The following is a 16,182-nucleotide window of genomic DNA, read 5'->3' as shown; positions in this document are numbered from 1 at the left end:
CAACTGAATTTTCCTATTTAGTCTTCAAAACAGAATGGCGGCAACTGTACGAGCGCCGATTTCAGCGCTTCGGACCAGCTTTCGGATACCGTCTGGTAATAAGGGTCCGTTGCCTCGAAGCGCCGTTGCACGCCGGTCTTGAGGCTATCAGTTTCGTAAATCTGCATATCCAGCGGAAGGCCGACAGAGAGATTGGCTTTCAGCGTGGAATCGAACGAGACGAGCAGCAGCTTCACTGCATCCTCGAAGCTCATATCCGGCTGATAAGCGCGCACCAGAATGGGCTTGCCATATTTGTTCTCGCCGATTTGGAAAAACGGAGTATCGACCGAGCTTTCGATGAAATTGCCTTCGGGATAAATATAGAACAGTCGCGGTTGGCCGCCTTTGATCTGCCCGCCCAGAATGAACGAAGCGCCGAACGCATCCGCTGCCTTCTGGCCGCCGGTAGCAGAACTCTGAATCACTTCCTTGACCGTATCACCAACCAGCCGTGCAACCTGAAACATGGACGGCGCGTCGAACACCGACGGGTGACGGTCAGCGGGCGCCTTCATCCGTTCTTCCAGCAAACTGGCGACTGATTGCGTCGTGGCAAGATTGCCAGCCGAGAGCAGGACGATGACGCGGTCACCGGGCTTCGACCAGCTCCGCATCTTAGAAAATTTCGAAATATTGTCGAGCCCCGCATTCGTCCGGGTGTCGGACATGAACACAAGGCCACGATCGATTTTCATTCCAACGCAATAGGTCATCGGCAGTATCCGGCAGGCGATATCATCGTTCTCGTCCGATCACTGCCCTACATTGATGTGAACCGCAAGGCTTTCGACCGTTCCACCAAGCCGAACGCCTGAAATTGGAGCCGCATCGCGATAATCGAGCCCGGTCGCCAGACGCACATAGCGATCATTCGGGCAAATATTATTCGCCGCATCGAAACCAACCCAACCCAATCCGTCGATATGCGCTTCCGCCCAGGCGTGACTTGCAGTCTGGTCTTCCACGCCCTCCATCATGAGATAGCCGGAGACATACCGCGCCGGAATGCCGAGCAGCCGCGCGACAGACAGGAAGATGTGGCTATGGTCCTGACAGACGCCCTTGCCCGCGCCGAGCGCCGTTTCCGCATCGGTGAAAACGCTGGTTGTGCCGGGCATATAGGCGACAGAACCATGGACGCGGTTCATCAACTCGTGAAGCAGGGCAAGCCGCTCCTGCCCGGTTGAAACTTCGCCCGCGAGCGCGCGAATGCCCTCGCCCGGCAGAGTCAGTTCGGTTTCGCGTTCGAACAGCCATAAGGGCGCATAGCCATAGACCGGACCGAGTACGCCGACACCGTCTTCCACATCGACAGTGCCGCTGGCGGTGATGATAATCTCGCTGGTATTGCGCTGGTGCTGCACCAGGTCGGTCTTGTTTCCGAAACCGTCGATATAGGAGACTTCCGGTTCGCCGCCTTCGATTGTCAGCTCCCAGTGCTTCACCATCTGTCCCGGCACGGTCGGCGGGCGCAAACGCAAACGCTGCACCGCATAGGGCACCGGATGTTCATAAACATAATGCGAAACGTGCCGGATATTGAGCTGCAAGCGAGGACCTCAATTGAAATTATAGGTTTCAGCGATCTCGTTGCCGAGCCGGTTGTTGCATTTGATGAAGTCCGTCAGGAATTCATGCAGACCAACATCGAAGATTGCACTTATGTCCTGATTTTGCAGTGTCGAAAAGATTTTCTCCCCTGTTTCATGACAGGTAGCATGGCTGTCATAGTCCTTGGACAGAAAATCCAGATGCTCGTTGATGCTGCGATAGCAATAATTAAGCGAGCGTGGCATGCGTCCGTTCAGGATCAGATAATCCGCGACATGCGCCGGACGATAATCCCCGTCATAGACCCAGCGATAGGAGCGATGCGCCGAGACCGAGCGCAGGATCGACTCCCACTGATAATTATCGAGCGTTGTCCCGACATAGGAAATGGCCGGCAGCAGCACATAATATTTCACGTCCAGGATGCGCGCGGTGTTGTCGGCGCGTTCAATGAATGTGCCCAGGCCCGCAAAATCGAAAATCTCGTTGCGCAGCATGGTCCCGTGAAAGGCTCCGCGGATCAGTGCCGTTTCGCGCTTGATCTGGTCGAGAAGCGGCGGCAGGTCGCTTTCCTTGAGCGGCTTGCTCAGCGACTTCTTCAAAAGCATCCACGCTTCATTGACGCTTTCCCACGCCTCGCGCGTCAAAGCGGTGCGCACCATGCGCGCATTGGAACGCGCCGTCTCAAAACAAGACATCACGCTTGACGGATTGCTGGTATCACGCAGCAGGAAATCGGCTACATTCGCCGCATTATACGCATCGTATCTTGCGGAAAAGGCCTGACTGGCGCCCGCCGACACCACCACGGAAGACCATTCTTCCGGCGCGTCGGACGTCTTGGTCAGAGCCATACGCAATCCGGCATCCACCAGGCGAGCCATATTTTCCGCCCGCTCAATGTAGCGGAACATCCAGAAAAGCCCGTTTGCCGTGCGGCCTAAAAGCATGAATTCATTCCCCTTATCGAGCCTTTAAGGCTCCATCTTCACGCGCCGGTCTTAATGCCGGATTTTGCGTACAAATTCGTTTCTGCTTCAGTTCTAGTCGTCCAGAACCCAGGTGTCCTTGGTGCCACCGCCCTGACTGGAATTCACCACCAGCGATCCTTCCTTCAGCGCCACGCGGGTCAAACCGCCGGGCGTGATGCGGATACGGTCGGAAACCAGCACGAACGGGCGCAGATCGACATGGCGCGGCGCGAGACCCTTTTCGGTAAAGATCGGGGTGGTGGAAAGCGCCAGTGTCGGCTGCGCGATATAATTGCGCGGACGCGCCTTCAGCTTTTTCGCAAAGGCTTCGCGTTCAGCCTTGGTGGATGCAGGCCCCACCAGCATGCCGTAACCGCCGGAACCGTGCACTTCCTTGACGACAAGATCGGCCAGATTGTCGAGCACATAGGCCAGACTGTCCGGTTCCGAGCAGCGCCATGTCGGCACGTTTTCGAGGATCGCCTTGCGGCCCGTATAGAACTCTACGATTTCCGGCATATAGGAATAGATCGCCTTGTCGTCGGCAATGCCGGTGCCCGGTGCATTGGCAATGGTGATATTGCCCGCGCGGTAGACATCCATGATACCTGCGACGCCAAGTGTCGAATCCGGACGGAACGTCAGAGGATCGAGATAGGCGTCGTCCACGCGACGGTAAAGCACGTCGATGGCGCGATAGCCCTGCGTGGTTCGCATGGCGACGCGCCCATCAACCACCCGCAGATCGCTGCCCTCCACCAGTTCGACGCCCATCTGGTCGGCCAGAAACGCGTGTTCGAAATAGGCGGAATTATAAATGCCGGGCGTCAGAACCGCGACGGTCGGCACGCCCTGCGTACCGGGAGGCGCGACGCTCGCCAGCGACTGGCGCAGCAATTGCGGATAGTTCTCAACCGGGCGAACCTTGACGTTCTGGAACAGCTCCGGGAACAGCTGCATCATCGTTTCGCGGTTTTCCAGCATATAGGAAACACCGGACGGCGTGCGGGCATTGTCTTCCAGCACGTAGAACTGGTTCTCTGCGGTGCGCACGATATCGACGCCGATAATATGCGTATAGACGTTGCCGGGCGGACGAAAGCCGATCATCTCGGGCAGAAATGCCTCGTTCCTGGTGATCAGTTCTTTCGGGATGCGCCCTGCCCTGACAATTTCCTGCCGATGATAAATATCGTCGAGAAACGCGTTAAGCGCCATGACGCGCTGTTCGATGCCTTGCGAAAGACGCCGCCATTCCTGACCGGAAATGATGCGCGGGATGATATCGAAAGGGATAAGCCGTTCGGCTGCTTCCTGATCCCCGTAAACCGCGAAAGTAATGCCCGTCTTGCGAAAGACGCTTTCTGCGTCCTGAGATTTCTGCAGAAGCTTGCCAGAATCCTGGCCGTCGAGCCATTGTTTGAGAAATTCGTAAGGTGGCCGGACATTCCCGCCATGGTTGAGCATTTCATCAAATGGCTTCACTGAGTACCCCTTTTTCCGCTATTATTCAGCGCGACTTTGGGGAAATGCAAGCATTGAAATCATATAAAAGTGCAAAGCAGGGTTGCGCAATTCGTCGTGATGACAACGGACGAATTGGAATGTAGACTCCCGGCCAAACTGGGAATCGCTTGGCCCGTTTCTATCCCGGACGATGTGCCTTGACGACCGCCGGGTCGGTTTCGATACGGCCAGCACCGATCAAATCAAGACAATATGGGATAGCCGGAAAGACCGCCTGCAAGGTCATTGCGATGGATGCAGGCTTGCCCGGCAGGTTGAGAATAAAGCTCTTGCCGCGGCTGCCCGCCGTCTGGCGCGAGAGAATAGCTGTCGGCGTTTGTTCGAGGCTGACGCGGCGCATCAACTCGCCAAAACCCGGCAATTCCTTGTGCAGAACGGCATGCATGGCTTCTGTTGTCTCGTCGCGCGGGCTTGGCCCCGTGCCGCCCGTCGTCAGGATCAGATCGCAAGCCTCATCATCGCAAAGCGCGATCAGCGTATCGCGTACCGACGCCATCCCGTCGGGAATGACGCGCTTCACCGTTTCGTAAGGCGTGACGATGGCGTTCTTCAGCCATGCTTCGATGGCCGGGCCGCTCAAATCCTCATATTCGCCACGGCTTGCGCGGTCGGAAACGGTAACAACGCCGATTTTCAAAACTGCATCCCCAAATCCTCTGAACGACGGCACTCATATCGTCCACCCGCGACAATGTGAAGACACCGTGTTCCGTTCCATGCTTGACGCGGGTGCAAAACCGCTATCAACGTCAATCGTAGCCCGCGCGTCGAAGGATGCGCAATATCACCGCCAAAAGCTTCTTCCGGTCATCATGATCATCAAGCGCAACGATCTCATTTTTGCGGTACGGACCACCGCCGCATCGCTGATCGCGCTTTATATTGCCTTCCTGATGAATATGGATGACCCGAAATGGGCCGCCATGACGGTCTGGATTGTCGCTCAAAGCAGCCGTGCAATGAGCGTTTCCAAGAGCATCTATCGCCTCATGGGCACGGCAATCGGCGTCGTGGTCGCGGTGTTGCTCACGGCAATCTTCATCCAGACACCCACTCTGTTTCTGCTGGTGCTCGCAGGCTGGATCGGCCTTTGTACTGCGCTTTCGACGGGCCTGCGCAACTTCCGCTCCTATGGCGCGGTGCTTGCCGGCTATACGGCTGCCATCGTCGCCATCGACTCTTTGTCCGACCCGGAAAATGTGTTTGAAATCGCTGTATCGCGGTTGATCTACATTGCATTGGGCATCGTGACCGAAGCCATCATCACCTGGCTGTTCAGCACCGATAATCCCTTTGAGGAAGCACGTGCGCAGCTTGGAAAATTCATGCGGCAGACGGCCAAGCTCTGCGCAGAAATGCTGGGCGGTGAAGCCGGAACCGGCGCGCTGCAAACCGCCTATCGCAATGCCATCGCCTTCGATACGGCCATTGAGTACAAGGCCGCGAGTTCCGTCACGGTCAGGCGCAGCGTTGGCTATCTCAGGCAGGCGATGGTGGTCACGCTGCAACAGGCATCGGCTGTGCGCGCCATATTGGAAATGCCATCACAAACCACGAGCGGCGATCCATTGTTGCTGGAAGCCAAAAACGCCATGGCGCAGATCGCCGATGGCGACGAAACCGTTGATCTCGAAGCTCTGCGCGAAAAGATCATGCGCACGGCGGAAGAAGAAACGAGCGGCAATACCGATCTCACTTCCGGGCGGCTGATGTTTTTGTATCGCCTAAGAAGCATGCTCGGTTTTCAGGAACAGGCACTCGCCATCGAAGCCGAACTCGACACCGCGCATCCGAAAGCGAACCGTGTACGGCTTTCCTACCATGTCGATCACACGGCAGCGTTTATCAACGGTATTCGCGCATTTGTGGCGCTGGCCGCAGCATCCGCGATCTGGATCTTCACCGCATGGCCATCCGGTCCAGGTTTCGTCATCGTGGTTGGTGTGGTCAACGCGCTTTTCGCAACCCGGCCAAACCCGGTTGCCAGCGGAACGGAATTTTTGAAAGGCTCGGCGATTGCCGCAATCGTGGCGGCCATCATGAATTTTGGCGTTTTGCCCGTCATTTGGGGGTTCCTCCCCTTCACCATCGTCATAGCGCCCGTTCTGATCTGCGCCGGGCTTGCCATGCGCAATCCGTCTACCATCGCCAAAGGATCGGCATTCGCCATTTTTTTCTGGGATTTGATTGGCCCTGACAATTTCACGCGACCCGACGCCACGTCCTTTCTGAATGGCGTGCTTGCGCTGCTTCTCGGCATCGGTATTGGCACGCTTGTCTTCTCGCTGCTTTTTCCACCGAACGACTATGCCGCGCAGCGCCGCATGAAGCGCGCCATGCGCGACAGCCTGAAGAAGATCGGTGCGGCGCCACGTTCCATCTCCATCGAGGCGTGGATCAGCCAAAGTGCTGACCGTATCTCGCGTCTGCTCATAACCGAGACCTCTGCCGCATCACCTGAGGCGCATCAGGATTTGCGCGGTATGCTGGCCGTCCTGAACCTCGGCTCTGCGGCACTGGAACTGGCACAATTCACCGACCATCCCCAGCCGGATGTCCGCCTAGCAGTCCGCAACATGCTGCGGACATTGGCGGTTTTCGAGCCTGTAATGCTGATTGAAACCACCACGGCTGGCGCAGGCCAGATTCTGGCCGCATCGGAAGCTGCCAGAGCTGCGGAAAAAGACCGGTTGTTGCACGCGGCTGCACTCATGCAAGCCATGGCCATGACGACGGAAGCGAATGCTGCATTCCTGCGTTGACGTCTATTCCATAAAAGCAGGCATCAGTAAGAGATGCATTATTGATTAAAACAATACTTATTTATGCAACAATTATTCCAAAAAAATTCAAATATTTTAGAAGACGTAAACGATTGCCGGTTACTATCTATGGTCATATGCTATAGTGAGCTTTAGCAAACTGGAAAGTTTTCGAACACAGACTTGCGGTGGCAAGCCCCCACCGGTCACATTGCGGAATGCATGGAAATGCCATTTTCGAGGGATTATTACTTCGGACGTTTCAAGGCCGACGAACTGGCAAGGTTGCAACAGGCCTATATTCAGTCCTGCGCAGCCATCGGTTGCTGCCCGATCACCTCGCCTTTGAAGGACGAGCTGGTCCGCGAAATCATCCAGATTTATGAGTGCGGCGTTTCCCAGCCTGAGAAGATCGCCGAACTCATGAAGCAGATCGAAAGCGTCAAACACCGTGCCGATCAGGCCCAGACGCTCGACCAATTTGCCGTTATACACTCCAAGACTGCATAAGCCCTGTTAGAGATCCGGGACTTATTCCGCAGCATCCGCCAGATAGCCGAATTGCAGCACATTTTGGGGCGCTTTTACGCCCGGCAACAGACGCTCATCGTCAATCGGTTCGCCCAGATGTGTCGTCACCGGAATGATGCCCGCCCAGATCGGTAGCGCATAATCCGGCTCGTCATCCTTGGGTGGACCGGAGCGGACTTTCGCTGACGCTTCATTCAGTTCCAGTTCCAGCAGCATGGTCGCCTTCAGTTCCTTGGCCATCATCGGGCGTAGCCCTTCCCAGCGATCAGGAAAAAGCCCATTCACGAAGTTGCGCAAATGTCGCTCCTTCGCCACAACATCGGTAATTTTCTTCGCCGTACCGAAAGCCATCACGGAACGATAATTGCAGGAATGGTGAAAGGCAGAACGCGCCAGCACCAACCCGTCCAATGTTGCGAAGCTGACGCAGACTTCCGCTTCCTCACAAGCTTCCAACATGCGGCTTGCCGAGGATCCGTGCCAGTAAATGAAATTGCCTTCCCGCCATACGAGCGTCGGCGACACATAGGGCGCGCCGTTGAAAACATAGGCTACATGGGCGAGCGGCTGAGCATCAATGATCGCGTGAACACTGTCCGCATCATAGCGGCCGCGATCATGCAGGCGCTTCACTCTGGTTCTTTCTGTTGGGGCATTCGTCATGCTGGTCGGTCCTGTTTGCATTTGCACTTTCGATGCATGCAAAATGCCGTCATAGTGGTATGTTGAAAATAACCACTTATAAGATACTGAACCATGCCACTTATCGCATCGATACCGGAATTCGGGATTGACCGTACGAGCGCTACGCCTCTCGCCGTTCAGCTTGCAGAACAGATAAGGCAGGCCGTTCTGACCGGAAGGCTGAAGCCTGAAAGTCGCCTTCCCTCGACCCGCGCTTTTGCGGAAGAACTGGGCGTCTCGCGCGCCACAGCGCTTGCGGCTTATGACCAGCTGATCGCGGAAGGTTATCTGGAAGGCAGGCACGGTTCAGGGACGCGCATTGCCGCTCAATTGCCGGATGTAACGTTGAAAACCGGGCCAACGGGCAGCGCCCCGACAGCGAAGACGACCACCAAGGCAACACTTACACCGCAGCCCTTTCAGCAAGGTGTATTCGACAGCGATCACTTTCCACATGCGGAATGGGGCAAATTGCTTGGGCGCATCTGGCGCAAGCCTGACACCAACCTGCTGAACGGCAACGATCCATTCGGCTATTTTCCGCTGCGTGTCGCGCTTGCCCGCCATCTGCATGAATGGCGCGGCATGGCGGTGGATGCAGGGCAAATTCTGATTACCGGCGGCAGTACCGACGCATTTTCGCTTCTCCGGGCAGCCATCTTCGAACCAGGCGACAAAATCTGGATGGAGGAGCCCGGCTATTCGCCTGCCCGTAACATTCTCGGCGGTCAGGGAATCGATGTTGTTTCCGTGCCGGTCGATGACAACGGTCTTGATGTGGCCGCCGGGCGACAAAGCGCGATGCAGGCACGTGCGGCTTTTGTAACACCGGCCCGCCATCATCCGACGGGTGTAACCATGCCGCTGGCGCGACGGCTCGATCTCATTGCCTGGGCGCGCGAAAGCGACGCATTCATCATCGAAGACGACTATGACAGCGAGCATCGCTATATCGGTCAGCCGCTTCCGGCCCTTATGTCGCTCGACCGCGACCGCATTCTTTATATCGGCAGTTTCTCGAAGGTATTTTCACCCGTCTTGCGGCTCGGCTTCCTGATCGTGCCTCTGCATTTGACGGAAAAGTATCGCACACTCCGGCGCGAACTTTTGCCGCCGCCGTCGATGCTTGCGCAACCGGCACTGGCACAATTCATCGAAACTGGCGCTTTTGCCCAGCACATCAGGCGAATGCGCCGTCTCTACGCGGCGCGTCGTAACAAGCTTATTGCGGCACTATCCCCCGGTGAACCGTCGCTTTTCAGCATTGAAGCGCCCCCCGCCGGGCTGACGCTTTTGCTGGCGCTTTCAGACGAGCAAAACGATGTGATGCTTGCAAATAAACTCGCCGACAGCGGTATAAAGGTTCAGCCTCTGTCGCCACTCTATGGCATTTTCCAACCAAGACAGGGACTTATCCTCGGTTTCTCAGGCTTTGAAGAAGCTTCTCTGGAGAAATCTGCAACAGCGCTGATAAAAATCCTCGAAAGCTCAATTTGAACATCGTGCGTTAGCACTTTCGTAAACTTTGGATTCAGTTTTTGCAGGTAATCTGACCTGAGCAATGACTCGGGAGAGCGTTGCAGCCCATTTGTTCTGAGTACGGGTGCCCATGCGTTCTTCGCCTTCGCGTTCTTTGGTCGTGTCTGCCATTGCGCTCGCTTGCGCCGCCCTGTCGGGCTGCACATCGAGTTCCGGCATCGACAGCATCATGCTCCAGCCGAAACCCTCGGCGGAGATGACCAGTTCTGTTGTGAGGCCGGTTCCGCCCGCAGCCGTAACCGAAACAGCAAGCGCGCCACGCGCGCAGCCACTCCCCCGCAAGAAGAGGTGCTTGCCTGGGCCGGACCTGTTCCAGACGGCGGACAGTTCAAGGTGCAGCCGCCTGCGCCGGTTGCGCCGCAACCGCGCGGGCCATTGCAGGAGCGCCCCGTCGCGCAGATACCTACACCCGTGCCGCAAACCGAAGCACCGCGCATGCCTGCACCGCAGGTGGCGGCCTATCCGGCAGTGCGTCTGGAACCGCAAGCGCGCACGGCACAAGATCGCTCCAGAATCTACAGCCATCGCTTCCGCGATGCGAAGCCGATCAATTTTGGCCGTGCATCGCCGCGCAAACTCGCCGTGCATGGCGTAGACGTGTCGCGCTGGCAGGGGGATATCGACTGGCCGAAGCTGCGCACGCAAGGCGCGAACTTCGCCTATATCAAGGCCACAGACGGCGGTGATCATCTCGACCCGATGTTCCGCAAGAACTGGCGCGAGGCCAAGGCCGCCGGTATCAAGCGCGGCGCTTATCACTTCTTCTATTGGTGCCGTGTCGCCAGCGAACAGGCTGACTGGTTCATCCGCAACGTGCCGAAAGACCCCGACGCACTGCCGCCGGTGATCGACGTGGAATGGAATGGCGATTCCGCCTGCCGCCGCCGCCCGTCGCCGCAACAGGTGCGTGAAAAGATGCAGGTCTTCATGGACAAGCTGGAGCGCCATTACGGCAAGCGCCCGGTCATCTATACCGCTCCGGATTTCTACGATGACAATCTGAAAGGTGCGTTCACCAACTATCCGTTCTGGTTGCGCGCTGTGGCACAACACCCATCGAAGGTCTATCCGGGCCGTCCATGGCTGTTCTGGCAATATTCTGGATCGGGCCTGTCTCAGGGCGTGAGCAACAAGATCGATCTCAATGTTTTCCATGGCTCCGAAGCAGAATGGCATCGCTGGCTGGAACGGGTCGGCAGCTGATAGTGCTTCATCCCAAACAAAACCCCGGAATTTCCATTCCGGGGTTTTGTTTATTCAGCGGCAGTCACTTCTTGCCGATATTTTCCAGATCGTACGGCGTCGACTGGTAAATTTCATTGATCCAGTTGCCGAACAGCAGATGCGCGTGGCCACGCCAGCGGTTTTGCGGCGGGCGGGTCGCGTCGTCGTCCGGGAAATAATTTGCGGGCACCTTGGTTTCAGGCTCAGCCTGAATATCGCGGAAATATTCGTCGGCCAACGACGTCGTGTCATATTCGACGTGGTTGAACATGTGCAGCGCCCGATGGCGTGGGTCTTCCAGCAGACAAAGGCCGGATTCAGCGCTATCGACGAGAACATTCAGGCCGCTATCCTGCGGAATGTCTTCCTTGCGCACTTCCGTCCAGCGCGAAACCGGAATGGTGAAATCGTCCGAAAATCCGCGCAGATAGGGCGAGGCCGGGGCAAGGTTCTGCTGGCTGTAGACACCGGAGGCCTTGGCCGGAAGTTCATACTTGCCCATACCATGGAAATGATGGACGGCGGCCTGCGCCGACCAGCAGATGTTCAAAGAACGATGCACATGGGTCTGCGTCCAGTCGAAAACGCGCTGCAATTCATCCCAATAGGTCACTTCTTCGAAGTTCAACCGTTCCACTGGCGCACCGGTGATTACGAAGCCATCGAAGCGTTCGTCACGCACATCTTCCCATGGGCGATAGAAGGAGAGCATGTGATCGGCGGAGGTGTGGCGCGCGACGTGATTGGTAATGCGCACGAGCGTCAGTTCCACCTGAAGCGGTGTCGCGCCTAAAAGGCGGGCGATCTGCGTTTCCGTGGTCGCCTTGTTGGGCATGAGATTGAGCAGGCCGATGCGCAAGGGCCGAATGTCCTGACGCACGGCATCCGCCTCGCGCATGACCATAACGCCCTCGGCCTGGAGAACACTGGTTGCTGGCAGATCGTCAGGAATTTTTATCGGCATGATCGCGTCGGTCCCTAGTTCTGTCAGGTCGACGCGAGTGGCTTTATCCGCATAGTTGCCGGTTTGGCCACATCCTCCTTTTTCAGGGAGTACCACCTTGCCCGGAGCGGCAGGTTGGCGTTGGGCGTCTCCCCAACTCTTGATGTATTCGCACTTCTACTCAAACGCAGGCATAATGGCAATAGCTTTACGCAACGACAGCCGTGGCTGGAACAAATGTCCGCTTTCCACGTTGTTCGAAGTGCCCGCATACTGTCTCAGGCTCTTGTTTCGGTTTGAGGGCAACAGGGAGGGAGAAAATGAGCAACATCATATTTTGGACCGGAATTCTGATTCTGCCGATACTGGTGGGAACAGCGTTCGCCTATCTGCGCCATTATCATCACGAAGACGACTTCTGACGTAAAACCAGAAGCCGCCTATGGATTTAGAAGTTTATGCGCTTTTGCGCACGCTCTTTATTGTGTCGCTGAAACCAGCGAGAAGGCAACGCCCTTCGGATCAAGACATTGGATGATCCACTCGCCATTCGGGACTTCCGTTGGTCCGAATGTCACCGTACCGCCCAGCGATTTCACACGTTCGGCAGCAGCGTTCGTTCCATCCACCATGAAATAAAAGCCCCAGCCACTTGGCACATTCGGCGGTGCGGTCATGATGCCGCCCGCATCTGCTCCGTTTACGCTAAAGATCTTATATTTGCCCATTGCGCCCATATCGAAGTCGCGCGCCAGCTTCCAGCCAAACACTTTCTCATAGAAACCAAAGGCTTCTTCGCCATTCTTGGCATAAAGCTCATGCCAGCTCGGATGGCCCACCTTGCGCGAACCGAAATCAGCCGGAGGCTCCGGCGGGTCTTTCGGCTCGAACAGCGCAAAGACCGAGCCTTGAGGGTCTGCCACGACAGCAAATCGCCCGACGCTTGGGATATCATGAGCCGGTTGCAGGATTTTGCCGCCTGCGGCTGTGACCTTCTCGGACATGGCGTCTACGTCGGCCACGCCGATATAGCCAAGCCAGCCGGGCTTTGTGTCACAATTTTCGCTCGGCATATCGGAAAGCGCCATCATACCGGCAACCGCACAACCCGGTGCTTCAAACAGCGTGTAGTTCACGCCGGGAACACCTGAGTCTTTCGTGTTCCAGCCGACGACCTTGCCGTAAAAATTTGCGGCCTCGGCGGCATCTTCAGTCATCAGTTCGTACCAGACGAACGGTGATGCTCTGTTATTCATTGTCATTCCTCCCAGAATTTGATTTTGGCGTTCAACTGCAGCAGCTGTGGTTTGCTGCAGGCGCGGCATATTCATCGTGGCGCCTCACGAAATGCATGGTGCTGTCTTCGTTGCGTCCTTTGGGTGCGCGGTCGAGGATCATGAGTGTGCTGATCCACTCCTCAATGCCGCGCGCATAGCTGGAATAGGTATGGTAGATCGTGCCGTCGTCGGCCTTGATGAAGGCGCTCATACCGGGCAGTTCATCATGCGCCTGTTCCGGCGGCAGCTTGTCGAAATTGTAGAAGACGCGCCCTTCTTCGATCTCGGCCTTGTCGAACGATACATGGAAATCGAAGTTGAAATCACCGCCATAGGACGACACCCATGGAAAGTGCCAGCCCATGCGGCGCTTGTAGTCTTCAAGCTTCGCAAGCGGCCCACGCGAAACGGCAATGAGCGTGACATCGTGATTGTTGAGATGGGGCAGCGCGCCGTCGAGATTGTCGGCCAGGAATGAACAGCCGACGCAGCCCTGCTCCCATTCCGGCCCGAACATGAAGTGATAGACGACCAGCTGGCTGCGTCCGTCAAAAAGCTCTGCCAGCGTTCGGCGTCCTGTCGGGGTGTCGAAGACATAGTCTTTCTCCACCTTGACCCAGGGCAGCGCCTGTCTTTCCTGATTGACGCGATCGCGAAGATGCGTCGCTTCCTTTTCTCTGGCCAAAAGCGCGCGCCGCGCCTCCAGCCAGACTTCGCGGGATACGACTTCATTCATGATGCAAGTCCTCCTCCGCCCCCGGATGGTAAAACGCCCAGTTTTTATAGGATATTAGCTTGACGATTTACATTGATATCAATATTAATGGATCATGTCAAACGCTGCCGAAGTTCCTTTTGAAACGACCCTTTTAGTCAAAGACACCTGCCTTTGTCTGCATGTTCAGCGCGCGGCCCGCGCACTTGCACGGCGATTTGACGAAGCACTTCGTCCGGCTGGCATGACGAATGGGCAATTCTCCCTGATGATGTCGCTCAATCGGCCCTCGCCGCCGCCAATGAAGCCGGTTGCCGAATTGCTGGCAATGGATCAGACCACCCTCACCGCCGCTTTAAAGCCGCTGCAAAGGCAGGGCTGGGTGGAAATACTGGTCAATCCCGCTGACCGGCGTGAGCGCCTGCTGCAACTGACACCGGAAGGCAAAGCGGCACTGGCTGCCGCTGTCCCCATCTGGACCTCCACGCATGCGGAAATCGAAAAGAACCTGTCGCAAGGCAATGGCGACCAGATCCGTAGCGATCTGATTGCGCTGTCGTTCTAAAATTTCAAAACTCGGCCTCAGATAGTCTGCAAGAATTCATGCAGCACGACGGCCTGATTGTGTTCCTCGTCCTTCGCGCCATAGAGTAAAGTCAGCGGCGCATCACCGGCCTTGGCAACCAGCGCTGAGAGATCCGGCAATTTATTTTGCAACTCGCGGTGATAGCGTTTCTGAAACTCGCCCCACTTCGACAGATCATGATTGAACCATTTGCGAAGCTCCGTGGACGGGGCAACATCTTTCGCCCAGAGATTGATGGCGGCCTTCTCCTTGGTCATGCCGCGCGGCCAGACACGATCAACCAGAACCCGGTAGCCATCATCAGGTGATGGCGCTTCGTAGATCCGTTTGAGGCGAATATCGGTCAAGTTGGAATCTCCGCATCGTCGCTACTGTCACTTATTTAACGTAGCTGCGGGGAATAGGCGACAACAGAAGCGCCACGCGGGGGCGCAGCGCTTCTGTGTTTCGCAGGATTACGCGGCTTTGCCGAGCAAACCGTGCGGATCCAAGACGAACTTTTTCGCCACACCCTGATCGAAGCTTTCATAACCGGCTGCCGCATCTTCAAGCGAAATGACTTCCGCATTGACGATTTCGGCAATATTCAAACGCCCGTGCAGGATCGCCTGCATCAGTTGTCGGTTATATTTCAACACCGGCGTCTGCCCGGTATGGAACGATTGCGCCTTGGCCCAGCCAAGCCCGAAGCGAAGCGACAGGCTTCCCTGCTTGGCCGCGCCGTCCACCGCGCCCGGATCTTCCGTCACGTAAAGTCCCGGAATACCAACGGACCCGGCAGGGCGCGTGATTTCCATCATCTGGTTCAGCACGATGGCAGGCTGCTCACCACCGCTATGGCCTCTGGCTTCGAAGCCCACCGCGTCAATGGCGCTGTCAACCTCGTTGCTGCCGGTGACTTCCGCAATCATGTCGCCCAGACGGTCGCTGGCGGAAAGGTCGATCGGCTCGAACCCGACCTTGCGGGCATGTTCCAGACGTTCCTTGTTGAAGTCTCCGACCATCACGACAGCCGCGCCAAGAATTCGCGCGGAAGCCGCCGCCGCCAGGCCGACAGGTCCGGCACCGGCCACATAGACCACCGACCCGACACCGACACCCGCCTTGACCGCGCCGTGAAAGCCCGTTGGCAAAATATCCGACAACATGGTCAGATCGCGAATTTTCTCCATCGCCCGGTCACGATCCGGGAATTTCAGCAGATTGAAATCGGCGTAAGGCACCATGACATAGCGGGCCTGCCCACCGATCCAGCCACCCATATCGACATAGCCATAGGCGCCGCCAGCGCGTGACGGATTGACGGTCAGGCAGACGCCTGTGTCCTGCTCCTTGCAGCAACGGCAACGACCACAGGCAACATTGAACGGCACGGATACGATGTCGCCGACATCAAGCATCTCGACATCTGCGCCCTTTTCGATGATCTCGCCGGTAATCTCATGACCAAGCACAAGTCCGGGCATCGCCGTCGTGCGACCGCGCACCATATGCTGGTCCGACCCGCATATATTGGTCGAGATGACTTTGAGAATGACGCCGTGACCGAGTTTCCTCCCATCAGGTGCAGACAGCACCGGGTCTTCGATATCACGGACTTCGACTTTTCCGGGTCGCATATAGACGACGCCACGGTTCCTGCTCATGTCTACCTCCTCCAGGTTGGACAACAAACGAAGATGTCAGAAGTGAAAACGTAACGGCGATGGGAGCAATGCTCAGTCTCAATCGCGACACGTCTCATTCAATTTGCACGCCGCAGAACAGCCGTCATAATTGCGGGTGATGATAATAGAACATTGTATATATTAGCGAAGCAGCTTGACTCTG

16 protein-coding genes, 1 pseudogene and 1 riboswitch are annotated in these 16,182 nt (G+C 56.6%); of the genes and pseudogenes, 5 read left to right on the top strand and 12 right to left on the bottom strand.

Annotation, left to right across the window (positions count from 1 at the left end):
• Positions 1-17: 17 nt before the first annotated feature.
• From QLQ11_RS13745 to mog, 5 genes are all read right to left on the bottom strand, one after another.
• On the bottom strand, positions 18-755 hold the full coding sequence (locus tag QLQ11_RS13745) for a proteasome-type protease (protein ID WP_121538824.1): 738 nt from the start codon (positions 753-755) through the stop codon (positions 18-20).
• Positions 756-794: 39 nt separating this feature from the next.
• Positions 795-1,592 (bottom strand): transglutaminase family protein, encoded by a 798-nt coding sequence (locus QLQ11_RS13740; RefSeq protein ID WP_121538823.1) that lies wholly within the window; start codon positions 1,590-1,592, stop codon positions 795-797.
• Positions 1,593-1,601: 9 nt separating this feature from the next.
• Complete coding sequence (locus QLQ11_RS13735) at positions 1,602-2,543, bottom strand: alpha-E domain-containing protein (RefSeq protein ID WP_109367427.1); 942 nt, start codon at positions 2,541-2,543, stop codon at positions 1,602-1,604.
• A 93-nt stretch (positions 2,544-2,636) separates the two neighbouring features.
• Positions 2,637-4,049 (bottom strand): circularly permuted type 2 ATP-grasp protein, encoded by a 1,413-nt coding sequence (locus tag QLQ11_RS13730; RefSeq protein ID WP_109367428.1) that lies wholly within the window; start codon positions 4,047-4,049, stop codon positions 2,637-2,639.
• Between the two features lie 160 nt (positions 4,050-4,209).
• Positions 4,210-4,728, bottom strand: a complete 519-nt coding sequence (gene mog, locus QLQ11_RS13725) for a molybdopterin adenylyltransferase (protein WP_109367991.1) — start codon at positions 4,726-4,728, stop codon at positions 4,210-4,212.
• Positions 4,729-4,795: 67 nt separating this feature from the next.
• On the opposite strand from mog, the gene QLQ11_RS13720 reads away from it, so the two are divergent.
• Positions 4,796-6,853 (top strand): FUSC family protein, encoded by a 2,058-nt coding sequence (locus QLQ11_RS13720; RefSeq protein WP_167836103.1) that lies wholly within the window; start codon positions 4,796-4,798, stop codon positions 6,851-6,853.
• A gap of 228 nt (positions 6,854-7,081) precedes the next feature.
• Positions 7,082-7,363: a hypothetical protein gene (locus QLQ11_RS13715; RefSeq protein WP_109367992.1), complete on the top strand. Its 282-nt coding sequence runs from the start codon at positions 7,082-7,084 to the stop codon at positions 7,361-7,363.
• A 21-nt stretch (positions 7,364-7,384) separates the two neighbouring features.
• Here the strand turns inward: QLQ11_RS13715 and QLQ11_RS13710 are convergent, their stop codons facing one another.
• Complete coding sequence (locus QLQ11_RS13710) at positions 7,385-8,047, bottom strand: pyridoxamine 5'-phosphate oxidase family protein (protein WP_109367993.1); 663 nt, start codon at positions 8,045-8,047, stop codon at positions 7,385-7,387.
• Between the two features lie 93 nt (positions 8,048-8,140).
• Here QLQ11_RS13710 and QLQ11_RS13705 point away from each other — a divergent pair, with 93 nt between their 5' ends.
• Positions 8,141-9,565 (top strand): PLP-dependent aminotransferase family protein, encoded by a 1,425-nt coding sequence (locus QLQ11_RS13705; RefSeq protein ID WP_109367430.1) that lies wholly within the window; start codon positions 8,141-8,143, stop codon positions 9,563-9,565.
• A 90-nt stretch (positions 9,566-9,655) separates the two neighbouring features.
• Here the strand turns inward: QLQ11_RS13705 and QLQ11_RS13700 are convergent.
• Positions 9,656-9,924, bottom strand: a pseudogene (locus tag QLQ11_RS13700) (thiamine biosynthesis protein ApbE); the annotation flags it as partial.
• On the opposite strand from QLQ11_RS13700, the gene QLQ11_RS13695 reads away from it, so the two are divergent.
• A complete protein-coding gene (locus tag QLQ11_RS13695) occupies positions 9,896-10,810 on the top strand; it encodes a GH25 family lysozyme (protein ID WP_283736137.1) in 915 nt (304 codons plus the stop codon). The pseudogene QLQ11_RS13700 and the gene QLQ11_RS13695 sit on opposite strands and share 29 nt — an antisense overlap.
• A 64-nt stretch (positions 10,811-10,874) precedes the next feature.
• Here QLQ11_RS13695 and metA read toward each other — a convergent pair whose 3' ends face one another.
• The 3 genes from metA to QLQ11_RS13680 all read right to left on the bottom strand — a co-directional run bounded on the left by metA (position 10,875) and on the right by QLQ11_RS13680 (position 13,790).
• Complete coding sequence (gene metA, locus QLQ11_RS13690) at positions 10,875-11,795, bottom strand: homoserine O-succinyltransferase (RefSeq protein ID WP_109367994.1); 921 nt, start codon at positions 11,793-11,795, stop codon at positions 10,875-10,877.
• Between the two features lie 41 nt (positions 11,796-11,836).
• Positions 11,837-11,946: riboswitch (SAM-I-IV-variant riboswitch) on the bottom strand.
• A gap of 307 nt (positions 11,947-12,253) precedes the next feature.
• Positions 12,254-13,030: a VOC family protein gene (locus QLQ11_RS13685; RefSeq protein WP_109367432.1), complete on the bottom strand. Its 777-nt coding sequence runs from the start codon at positions 13,028-13,030 to the stop codon at positions 12,254-12,256.
• 31 nt (positions 13,031-13,061) lie between these two features.
• On the bottom strand, positions 13,062-13,790 hold the full coding sequence (locus QLQ11_RS13680) for a thioredoxin family protein (protein WP_180917898.1): 729 nt from the start codon (positions 13,788-13,790) through the stop codon (positions 13,062-13,064).
• Between the two features lie 91 nt (positions 13,791-13,881).
• On the opposite strand from QLQ11_RS13680, the gene QLQ11_RS13675 reads away from it, so the two are divergent.
• Entirely contained in the window at positions 13,882-14,331 is a 450-nt protein-coding gene (locus QLQ11_RS13675; protein ID WP_109367434.1) for a MarR family winged helix-turn-helix transcriptional regulator, read from the top strand.
• 17 nt (positions 14,332-14,348) lie between these two features.
• On the opposite strand, the gene QLQ11_RS13670 is transcribed toward QLQ11_RS13675, so the two are convergent.
• Together QLQ11_RS13670 and fdhA are read right to left on the bottom strand one after the other, a co-directional pair.
• Positions 14,349-14,699, bottom strand: a complete 351-nt coding sequence (locus QLQ11_RS13670; protein ID WP_109367435.1) for a DUF488 domain-containing protein — start codon at positions 14,697-14,699, stop codon at positions 14,349-14,351.
• A 108-nt stretch (positions 14,700-14,807) separates the two neighbouring features.
• On the bottom strand, positions 14,808-15,998 hold the full coding sequence (gene fdhA, locus QLQ11_RS13665; protein WP_109367436.1) for a formaldehyde dehydrogenase, glutathione-independent: 1,191 nt from the start codon (positions 15,996-15,998) through the stop codon (positions 14,808-14,810).
• Positions 15,999-16,182: the final 184 nt, after the last annotated feature.

The sequence above is a fragment of the Ochrobactrum sp. SSR genome (assembly GCF_030067775.1).
In the GTDB taxonomy this organism is placed as follows: Bacteria; Pseudomonadota; Alphaproteobacteria; order Rhizobiales; family Rhizobiaceae; genus Brucella; species Brucella teleogrylli.
Note: the sequence above shows the minus strand (reverse complement) of the source record. Positions and strands in the feature narration are given on the sequence as shown.

Excerpts from the sequence above, each read along its gene's own strand:
- QLQ11_RS13745 (WP_121538824.1), bottom strand. The coding sequence starts at position 755 with ATGACCTATTGCGTTGGAATGAAAATCGATCGTGGCCTTGTGTTCATG.
- QLQ11_RS13735 (WP_109367427.1), bottom strand. The coding sequence starts at position 2,543 with ATGCTTTTAGGCCGCACGGCAAACGGGCTTTTCTGGATGTTCCGCTAC.
- QLQ11_RS13715 (WP_109367992.1), top strand. The coding sequence starts at position 7,082 with ATGCCATTTTCGAGGGATTATTACTTCGGACGTTTCAAGGCCGACGAA.
- QLQ11_RS13710 (WP_109367993.1), bottom strand. The coding sequence starts at position 8,047 with ATGACGAATGCCCCAACAGAAAGAACCAGAGTGAAGCGCCTGCATGAT.
- QLQ11_RS13705 (WP_109367430.1), top strand. The coding sequence starts at position 8,141 with ATGCCACTTATCGCATCGATACCGGAATTCGGGATTGACCGTACGAGC.
- metA (WP_109367994.1), bottom strand. The coding sequence starts at position 11,795 with ATGCCGATAAAAATTCCTGACGATCTGCCAGCAACCAGTGTTCTCCAG.
- QLQ11_RS13685 (WP_109367432.1), bottom strand. The coding sequence starts at position 13,030 with ATGAATAACAGAGCATCACCGTTCGTCTGGTACGAACTGATGACTGAA.
- QLQ11_RS13675 (WP_109367434.1), top strand. The coding sequence starts at position 13,882 with ATGTCAAACGCTGCCGAAGTTCCTTTTGAAACGACCCTTTTAGTCAAA.
- fdhA (WP_109367436.1), bottom strand. The coding sequence starts at position 15,998 with ATGAGCAGGAACCGTGGCGTCGTCTATATGCGACCCGGAAAAGTCGAA.